The sequence below is a fragment of the Enterococcus sp. genome (assembly GCF_032555305.1).
GTDB lineage: Bacteria > Bacillota > Bacilli > Lactobacillales > Enterococcaceae > Enterococcus_A.
Map to the genome: position 1 here is coordinate 120501 of NZ_JAWGOQ010000012.1, position 9228 is coordinate 129728.

Sequence of the window (9228 nt, forward strand, 5' to 3'; positions counted from 1 at the left end):
AAAGGCTGCAGCTAGTAGCTGCAGCTTTTTTAGCAAGGAGGAAAAATGACTATCAAATCAATCATTCATTCTAAAAAGCATCCCGTCTTCAACATTGAAACCTTTGGAAAGGTTTCAAGCACAACAAATCCGTACAGCTATTACAAAAATATGAAGGATACAAAGGGCTTAACCTTTGACGTCAGCAATCAAAAAGTATTAGCAAATATGGATGTTCAGGGCACTGTACAGTGTTTAACTTTCTATCATAATAACCTTCTGACCGAAGAAAAACCGGGTGTGTGGGTAAACAAGCAGTTGACTCAAAGTAACAATCTTGCTCTGACTGTCAAGGTGGCGGGGATTGATTATGATCTAGCACAGACGGATCATCGAGTAGAGGTCGACATCATCCACGACAGCCTGCCTCGATTTATCCACCACTATCCAACATTTAAAGTAATTGTTGTTCCTTTCGCCCCAATAATTGAGGGTAAACGATTAAGCATGCTGGTTCAACAGGTAGCTATCGTGAGTGAGACACAAAGGCCGCTTCAAGTAGCAGAAGTGAATCTTGTTCCTTTATATCAAAATAAGTACTCTGACCAACAGAACGTTCTGATCCATCAGAAAGGGAGTGAGCAGATCGTCAATTTTGGTGAGATAGCAACATTTTCAGTCGCCTTTGTCGATCCTAATGCATTTAAAGAGCTGCCACTCTTTCAAAAATCAGATACTGAAGTGTGGTTGCTGGATACGTTAAACTATTTTGATGAAATTTTTGGTGAATTAGTGCTGCCAGATGAAAACATCAAACACCTGTATAACCGAGCGATCTATCAAAGCTTTTCAAGCTTTGGGATGAATCATGACAATCAGATTGTTGGAAGTAACTGGGGAAGCTATCCGGCAACAAATCGTATTTGGAACAAAGATATGTACTATTCCTCACTGCCTTTTCTTTTCTTCGATAAGGAATTATGCCAGAAAACGATCCTGTGGTTTGACCAATACGGAATAAAATTTCCTGGTTCAAAATTTCCCGGAGGAATCAATCATTCCTTGAGTAATTCTTTAGCGAGTACCATCTTAGCAGTTCTTTACTATGAGCATACTTCGGATTTAGACTTCTTTGATGGCTATCCGGAGGTTTTAGACAATGCGATGACAATCGTGGATGAGGTGTTGGCTCAACAGCAGCCAAACGAGCCGATGCTTTTTGAATCTACTTGGATTTCTGATGCCTTTGCACTAGGCAAATACCATACAGGCAGCAATCTTTGTCTTTGGAAAGCCTGTGATGGGCTGGCGGAGATATTGGATGTGAAAGGCTTTTCGGTAGAAAGTAAGAGATATAAAGATGCCGCCAAAGCGATCAAGGCTGCGATTTGTAATCAAATGACGACAGAAGGCCCTTTTGGTACCCAGTTTTTAGAGGGAATCGGAGATGAGGAGCAAGCAAAATACGCCGTCAGCCATTATCAAAAACCGATTTTAGAGCAGGGGCTCATCTTTTTGAGCGATGTGATCAAGGATGGAAAAATTGATTTGCTGATGCATGATGGAGAGGAATCGGATACAACCTTGATTCCCTTTTATCAATTTTTAGCCAGTGATGATCCATTGTATCAACATACGTTGGCTTTTGCCGCAAATAGCGCGAACCCGACCTATAGTGAAGAAATCAAAGGCATTACCTGGGGCTTAGAATCTGGGGCGACATTTCCCGGATTTATCACCGTATTAATGAGCGAACTGGACAATGAAAAAGGCTTCTCGAACCGGCTGCAAGAACTGTTCAGCTTGGCTGATTTGGATGGCTCATGGTGGTGGTGGCCCTATCGATTGGGTGCATCAAGGGGCGATGTTGTGAGAGATTTTGGCTGTGGAAAATGCGGCTGGGCAGCGGGAATTTTTGTCAGTATGCTGCTCAGTCAATATTTCGGCTTAACCTTCATCAAAGGTGTATTGCAGATTAATCCAATCCCGAATCTTGAGTTTACATGGTCGAAGCTGCATTTCGGCAAGGTCTTCCTATCGATTGAATGTACGAAGAGGTATCTAAATATTACGAATTTATCCGAAGAATTGTTAACAATTAGGAAAAATGACGAAATTGTCGTTCTTGGAAAAGAGGAAAAAATCAGAATTGAGAGGGAAATAAAATGAGTCTATTAAAGGATATTACACAGTTTAAAAAAATCCAAAGTCGTGCGATCACACCGGAAAATCCAACTGGTGAAAAAGGGAAAGCAGCCATGCTTCCTAGCTCGTTAGGACCTAGCAGAAAAGGAAGAGGCGCTATTCCGCTACCTTCAGGGGAAGAAACCGTGATCGCTGAAATAACCGGTCCGGGAATGATTCGCCATATGTGGATGACGATCCGAGACCGCACGGAATTTGGCAGCTTTGTCTTGCGTGACCTGATTCTCAGAATTTACTGGGACAATTCAGAACGGCCAGCAGTCGAAAGTCCGTTAGGTGATTTTTTCTGTAATGGATTTGGTGAACGTTGTGATGTTAACTCTTTGCCGATTGTCGTGAATCCAACAGGAGGGTTTAACTCGTATTTTGAGATGCCTTTTCAAAATTCGGCAAAAATTACAATCGAGAATTTGCATCCGAAAGATATGACCTCCTTTTTCTATACGATTAATTACGCTTTAGTGGATGAACTTGCAGAAAATAGTATGTACTTCCATGCCCATTGGCGTCGAGAAAGAATCACCAAGCTCCAAGAGGATTATCAATTGATCGATGGATTAAAAGGGCAGGGCTATTATGTCGGAACATATCTGGCACTAACCTGTCTGGAACGGTACTGGTGGGGCGAAGGAGAGTTTAAGTTCTACATCGATGGTGACACAGACTATCCCACAGTCACTTCTACGGGCTCTGAAGACTACTTTGGAGGGGCATGGGCCTTTCATGAATACGATGAATTTGGCCGACCACATGCAAAAAACTATTGCACACCATTTTTAGGGTACCCATTTCAATCGAATCGAGATGCCACAAGAGATCGTTTTGAGACTGGAAAGTTGAATGCTGTGCATGCTTTTGGCGATGATGCTTTGCCGCGACATGGTCTTTATCGTTGGCATCTACAAGATCCAATCTGCTTTACTCAGGATTTGACCGTTAGTCTGCAACAAATCGGGAACGATGATGTTGAGCTTTTTGAACGTCAAGATGATGTAGCTAGTGTTGCTTATTGGTACTCTACGGATGCTACAGGGGATGAAAAGCGGAAATTCAGCAAGCGCGATCGTTTGCCTCGATAATAAAAGAAAAATGAATAGAGGACATGGATTGGAGGAAGAGCTATGCTCTATGGTGCAATTGAAGCAGGCGGGACAAAATTTGTTTGTGCGATTGGTGATGAGGAGTTGTCGATGATTGAACGGGTGAGTTTTCCAACGACAACTCCTGAGGAAACGATGCAACGAGTGATTGACTTCTTTGAAGAATACCGTGATGAATTAGTCAGTATTGGTGTTGGGTCTTTTGGTCCAATTGATCTTCAGCGAGCGTCTGCGACTTACGGATTTATCACGTCTACGCCAAAATTGGCTTGGCAGAATTTTGATTTTGTGGGTACATTGAAACGAAGCTTTAATGTATCGATTTCCTGGACGACAGATGTAAATGCGGCTTGTTATGGAGAATATGTTTTAGGGCATGGCAAGGGTCTATCCAGCGTGGTTTACTATACTATAGGAACAGGAATCGGAGGTGGAGCGATTCAAAATGGCCGGTTCATCGAAGGCTTCAGTCATCCAGAAATGGGACACATGCTGATCAAGCGACACCCGGAGGATCTGTTCGCTGGAAATTGCCCATTTCATCATGATTGTCTGGAAGGAATGGCAGCAGGACCGGCTATTGAAAAACGAATGGGAGTCAAAGGGCAGGAGTTGCTGGAGGAGGATCCTTTTTGGGCTATTGAGGCCTCCTATATTGCACAATGCGCCTATAACACAACATTGATTCTTTCACCAGATATCATTATTTTTGGTGGTGGCGTGATGAAGCAGGAACACTTAAAAAAGAAGGTGCAAGCAGAGTTTGTCAGACTTATCAATCGTTATGTGGATACACCGTCTGTCAGTGAGTACATTGTTACACCCAAGCTAGCTGATAATGCCGGAATAATCGGCTGTTTGGCTCTAGCTAGAGATCAAAGGAATCTGTAAATACGACTATACTTGAGGATTCTATTATTTTAACGAAGCGCAATCTCCATAATGGATTGATTGCGCTTCTTTGTGCATGGAAACGGAGGTAGTCAATGCGCTGAAGGTGTATGCTTGACTGTGTCCAGTTATTTATCTCAGGAGATCCAAACAGCGATCGTCAATTTGAAAACAATCAAGCGTACGGAGCGGACCGTTCCAACCAGCGTCAATAATCCGCCGACCAGCACTCGGAAGGTCTATCCAACAGCCACAGCGAGTGCCAAGTCCTACCCAAGAACCGGGATGCTGGCAGGTTCAGGACTCATGATTGCAGGATTCGCCGCTGTCGGTGCCGCATTGACCAGCTGGAAGAAACGCAAAGAAAAATAATCAAAAACCACATCTACCCTCATAAGATCAAGACGATTTTCCTCGTTTTGATCTTATTTTTTGATTTCCGCTAGCTCTCTTTGAATTGGTATAATACTAGTGAAGCAACCGTTTGATTCATTATTACCGAAAAAAGCTCCTCGGTAACAACTCTGCAACAACTCCTCTTTATACTAAATAATAGATTAGGACTAATCGTTAAACGAAAAGGAGAGGATGAGGAAAATGAATTTTTTTAAGGAAAAGAAGCTGTGGGGAATTACGCTGCTAGTCACATTGGGTTTGATTTGCGTCATGATTGTCGGGATTTTTTTCTCACAGGGAAGAACAGAAGCCAGTTTAGAGCAGCAGGAAAGTGAACCCATCGAAGTCACGCTTCGCAAGGAAGATGAGCTATACAAAGATCATCCGTATCTTTCCGCAGAAGTGATCAAAAAGGTCTGTGAGAAGTTTGACTTGGACTATGAAACGGTGACGAATGCGGAATTGACGGAAGAAATGATTGATTATGAGATGGTCGCCTATTCTCTGATCACAAATGGCGAGCATGCCGTGTTGACCAGTGCAAAAAAGGATGACACGAAAATCAGCCTAGAGGAAGAGATCGGCGATATCTATGCCTTTCATGGAGCAAAGGAGGTCATCGAGGAGGTCTGTGAAGCAGCTGGCATCGATGCCTCCACGGCTAAAATCAAGGATTTGAGTGAAGAGACCTTACTATTGATTCACGAACGGGCCTACCAAACTTCCGATCACCCTAAAAATTAAGGAAGGAGCAGTCTTATGGCAAGTATTGGGATTATTGAGGATGACCGCAGTATCAGTGAATTGGTCAAGCGGACACTGGAAAAATCAGGGCATCGCTGCTATCAGTTTTTCACTGGCGAGGCAGCTGTCAAAGGAATCAAAAAAGAGCAGCTGCAGCTCTTGTTGCTGGATGTGGGCTTGCCTGATAGTGACGGTTTCTCCTTGATCCAACGACTGCCAAAGCTGCCGACGATTTACCTGACAGCCAGAGATGAGATCACGGATCGCGTCAAAGGTCTCCAGCTAGGGGCGGAGGACTACATTATCAAGCCCTTCGCGATGGCAGAGCTGTTGGCGCGCATCGAGGTTGTACTACGGCGATATTATCCACGGGACAGCTGGATCGAACTGGAGGAGCACGTCCGTATCCATTTAGATGAAAAAAGAGTTTATCAAGGCGAAACGGAACTTACGCTAACAACGCAGGAATTTTTACTTCTGGAGGCGTTACTCGTGAACAAGAACATCGCCTTGTCCCGCGAACAGCTTCTTGATATCGCTTGGGGGATGGATTATTTAGGAGACATTCGTACAGTCGATGTCCATATCCAACGCTTGCGCAGTAAATTAGGCTTAAAGAAATCAATCAAGACAGTGTTTAAATACGGCTATCGATTGGAGATGGACTGATGCAGCTATGGCGAAAATACTTTTTTGTGGCTCATGGTCTGTTCGCGCTCATTTTTGCTATTAGTCTAATGATTTTTATCAGTGGAAATTTCAAAAATGAGCTTCACCACATGGCGGACCTGTCAAGAATCGAACGAGACACCCTTATCAACACATTGGAAAAATGGTATCGATTGAATGCGGAGCCTCGTGATATTATTGAGCATTGTCGGCAGTACGCGGAGAACGATATTTTTTTAGAGGTTAAGGAAGATGGGCAGGTTCTGGTGGATACGATAGATAAAAAAATCCGAGGTAAGCAGGGTCTGAGTCAGCCAATCCATAAAAGCAACGGCAATGAATATTTGACCCTGCTGGATTCCTTCAAGAATTATCAAGGAAATACGATCTCCGTTCTCTACGCAAAAAATATCCATCCAGTCTATGAACACCATTATCAGCGAATTCTTCAAGGAATCGCCCTATTCAGCCTATGTAATATTATTGTGGCGCTGCTTTTGTATCAGATGATGAAAAAAATCTATCAGCCGATTGAGAATATCGCCCATGAATTACGGACACCGCTAACAACGATTCAGGGCTACTCCGATTATTTGATTCGGGTAAAAACCGACGAAGAAGAAAATTTCTTTGTCGCCGAACAAATCAATGGACAAGCCATTTACTTGAAGGAGCTGATCGAAAAGCTGCTGATCATCGGGAATCTGAAGGATCAGCCGATTCACGTTGAGCAGTTTTCATTGGCAGAATGTCTTTCCGATTTTAAAACAATCTATCCCAACCTGACGATTCACGGAACACTGCCAAAGCTTAGAGGAAACGAAGTGCTGATCAAGGCCCTCTTCAGTAATTTATTGTCCAATGCCTACCGCGAAAGCCAAGATGTCTGGATCACAGCCGAAGGAGCGACGATCCAAGTCGGCAATCGTGGAAACAAGCTTCGTCCAGAACTTCTCAACAAATTAAATCAAGGTCTCTCTTTAAAAGAAAAGGAGATATCCGGCCTGGGCAAGGGAGTAATGATCTGTCATGAAATCATGGCCTACCACCACGGCAAGCTGAGCTATACCTCGGATGAACGGGGGACAATCGCCACGCTTAGGTTTAGAGAACAAGATGTGCAGGGATAAGGCAAACATTCTTAAGCCGATTAACGTAGTAGACACCGACTATCTTCTCTTAAAAGATTGAGAGAAGATAGTCGGTGTTTTAGTGATAATTTGAATAGTATTGATCTTGAATCCGCAGCGTTTCTAAATAACATCTGTGATCATAAGCTGTACTCTGATATCTAAGGTGGCGTAGCGAATACTTTGCAATAAGCATCATTGAGTTGCACATTTCCATTAGTGTTTCTCGAAACTTTCTGGTTAAACGAATCCTTCATTCAATCTTCGCTGCATCGCTTTCACACAATCCGATACTGGACTAATGATCCCATCCTGAATCGTGCCCATTCTTTTTTGTAATGCCAAACAAGTAGCTGGTTCGAAGTTGCCATCTGAGGGCACACTTAATAAAGCTTGGAGTCTGCGGATCACATTCGAGCCGCCATTTCCAAACTGAACAGAAGGGATCGCTTGATTCGCCGGATTTTCGATCTGACCGCTGATGATGCCGTCTTTGATTGTGCAGTTTAATACTTCTTGTAGTCGTCTGGTAGTCGCTGACCCCCATGAACCATCGATTGCTAAGATGCGTTGTTGAGCAGCACTTTCGCTCGGTCCTGTGACACTCGTGTTTTTCACCCGAAAATAGCGTACAGGTAAACCGGAATAATCCCCCATCCAGCCGATTGCTTTGGTGACGGCGATGTTTTGGCAACCTTTGGAATAAGTACAGTGCAAGGCATCGCCGTGGATATCACTCAAAAATAATCCAGTGTGTCCTGCTGAGCCCAGCGATGCGCCTTCATGTCCTGCGATCCATAGGTTTCCACGGCGAACCTCTGAACGACTGATTTCTTCTAATAGTTTTCCGTTTAATTTGAAGAGTGTTTCCGTATTTCCGATGAAGGAATCCTTAGGCAAAAAGCCTGCCGTAATTAACGCACGAAAGACAAAACTGGAACAATCCATCGAACGAACACCAAGCCTGTTAGACATGGAGTAACAGACTTTTCCTCGTAAGTTCAGCCCGTATTGCAGGGCATTTTCAGTAATTAGCATCTGATTTCCTCCTACTGAATATTGTTTTCTTGATCGTCTTTATCGGGATAATTGGCAGCCGTTTTCCCAACATCTCGTTCAAAGACTCGCAGCCATTTCTGCAACCAGGTGATCTTCAGCCCGAATTCATGGGCATTTTCCAGAATCGAGCCAATCTCGTAAACAATCAGTAAAGCCGTCCAAATCAGCGCAACATTAATAGGTAACGTGATCCCAACGGTTGGCGCAATTTTATCCAATGCCGCGGCGCAGATGATGGTGGAGAAGGTGATAAATTTGGTAAACAGTCCATAAAGATTGATGGAAGAGACCCAAGTGTGACTTTTTAAGGCTTTGACGTATCCAGTGGTGAGATCTAGTCCAACCATTGTCAGAAAAACACCCATGATTGGCACACTTCCGCCGAATAAATAATCGAGGATACTTCCTCCAGTTACGATTGAGACTAAGTTCATGCAGATTCCTCGCTTTCTAAAAATAGTTTGAAACACCTGCGATTTTCGTCGCAGGTGTCAGTAAAACGTTATTCCCCTACGCAGTATGAAAATTTCAAAGATCGAGTTTAATTGCGAAAAGGCTATTCTCGCGGGATTTCAGCGGGCCCATCTTTGTTCTTCTTCCTGATCCTGTGGAGCCATTGAAGTAGTCCGTTTCGTTCATTTGCATCTTGGCTGGAATTAGGTTCAGTCAGTGGTGCAGAATCATGATGTTGTTCATTAATTTCACTAAGGTTCCTTGTTGATTGTGGTAGAGCATCTTTCTCCACTGTTATTTCTACTTTTTCGGCTAGCTCAACACTAGTTAAGCGCTTGAAATAGCTGCCATACGGTGTTGTTGGTAATACAGTCTGTTTTGGCGTTGGTAAAGTCGCAGCTTCTTCCTGTTTATCCGCCACGTTAAAGCAACCAACTTCTTCACAGCTGGCTTCTTTGGCTGGCTTGCCGTAATAGGTAAGACCTTTCGTCTCCGTATCCGAATCGAACATCACTGTATCAATGTGAGTCAAGACCTTAGCCGTGATCACCGTATCAAATAGTTTTACGCCGTTTTGTGTACAAATATCTAGTTTTGTTAGT

10 protein-coding genes are annotated in these 9228 nt (G+C 43.5%); 7 read left to right on the forward strand and 3 right to left on the reverse strand.

Annotated features, from left to right (window positions below):
- Positions 1-45 precede the first annotated feature (45 nt).
- From E6139_RS10825 to E6139_RS10855, 7 genes are all read left to right on the forward strand, one after another.
- A complete protein-coding gene (locus E6139_RS10825; protein WP_316403085.1) occupies positions 46-2148 on the forward strand; it encodes a glycoside hydrolase in 2103 nt (700 codons plus the stop codon).
- Positions 2145-3263, forward strand: a complete 1119-nt coding sequence (locus tag E6139_RS10830) for a glycoside hydrolase family 172 protein (protein ID WP_316403086.1) — start codon at positions 2145-2147, stop codon at positions 3261-3263. The genes E6139_RS10825 and E6139_RS10830 overlap by 4 nt, the downstream gene beginning before the upstream one ends.
- Before the next feature lie 42 nt (positions 3264-3305).
- Positions 3306-4175, forward strand: a complete 870-nt coding sequence (gene scrK / locus E6139_RS10835; protein WP_316403087.1) for a fructokinase ScrK — start codon at positions 3306-3308, stop codon at positions 4173-4175.
- A 120-nt stretch (positions 4176-4295) separates the two neighbouring features.
- Complete coding sequence (locus tag E6139_RS10840; protein WP_316403088.1) at positions 4296-4547, forward strand: LPXTG cell wall anchor domain-containing protein; 252 nt, start codon at positions 4296-4298, stop codon at positions 4545-4547.
- Between the two features lie 225 nt (positions 4548-4772).
- Complete coding sequence (locus E6139_RS10845) at positions 4773-5315, forward strand: hypothetical protein (protein ID WP_316403089.1); 543 nt, start codon at positions 4773-4775, stop codon at positions 5313-5315.
- 15 nt (positions 5316-5330) lie between these two features.
- Positions 5331-5984, forward strand: a complete 654-nt coding sequence (locus E6139_RS10850) for a response regulator transcription factor (RefSeq protein ID WP_316403090.1) — start codon at positions 5331-5333, stop codon at positions 5982-5984.
- Positions 5984-7114, forward strand: coding sequence for a HAMP domain-containing sensor histidine kinase (locus E6139_RS10855; protein ID WP_316403091.1), 1131 nt, complete (start codon positions 5984-5986; stop codon positions 7112-7114). Before E6139_RS10850 ends, E6139_RS10855 begins: the two co-directional genes overlap by 1 nt.
- 240 nt (positions 7115-7354) lie before the next feature.
- Here E6139_RS10855 and E6139_RS10860 read toward each other — a convergent pair whose 3' ends face one another.
- From E6139_RS10860 to E6139_RS10870, 3 genes are all read right to left on the reverse strand, one after another.
- Entirely contained in the window at positions 7355-8152 is a 798-nt protein-coding gene (locus E6139_RS10860; protein WP_316403092.1) for a peptidoglycan amidohydrolase family protein, read from the reverse strand.
- Positions 8153-8163: 11 nt separating this feature from the next.
- Complete coding sequence (locus E6139_RS10865; RefSeq protein WP_316403093.1) at positions 8164-8607, reverse strand: phage holin family protein; 444 nt, start codon at positions 8605-8607, stop codon at positions 8164-8166.
- A gap of 122 nt (positions 8608-8729) precedes the next feature.
- On the reverse strand, positions 8730-9228 hold a 499-nt coding region (locus E6139_RS10870; RefSeq protein ID WP_316403094.1), incomplete at its 5' end, for a hypothetical protein.

Bases quoted from the DNA above. Each gene is read 5' to 3' on its own strand.
- E6139_RS10825 (WP_316403085.1), top strand. From the start codon at position 46: ATGACTATCAAATCAATCATTCATTCTAAAAAGCATCCCGTCTTCAAC.
- E6139_RS10830 (WP_316403086.1), top strand. From the start codon at position 2,145: ATGAGTCTATTAAAGGATATTACACAGTTTAAAAAAATCCAAAGTCGT.
- scrK (WP_316403087.1), top strand. From the start codon at position 3,306: ATGCTCTATGGTGCAATTGAAGCAGGCGGGACAAAATTTGTTTGTGCG.
- E6139_RS10845 (WP_316403089.1), top strand. From the start codon at position 4,773: ATGAATTTTTTTAAGGAAAAGAAGCTGTGGGGAATTACGCTGCTAGTC.
- E6139_RS10850 (WP_316403090.1), top strand. From the start codon at position 5,331: ATGGCAAGTATTGGGATTATTGAGGATGACCGCAGTATCAGTGAATTG.
- E6139_RS10855 (WP_316403091.1), top strand. From the start codon at position 5,984: ATGCAGCTATGGCGAAAATACTTTTTTGTGGCTCATGGTCTGTTCGCG.
- E6139_RS10860 (WP_316403092.1), bottom strand. From the start codon at position 8,152: ATGCTAATTACTGAAAATGCCCTGCAATACGGGCTGAACTTACGAGGA.
- E6139_RS10865 (WP_316403093.1), bottom strand. From the start codon at position 8,607: ATGAACTTAGTCTCAATCGTAACTGGAGGAAGTATCCTCGATTATTTA.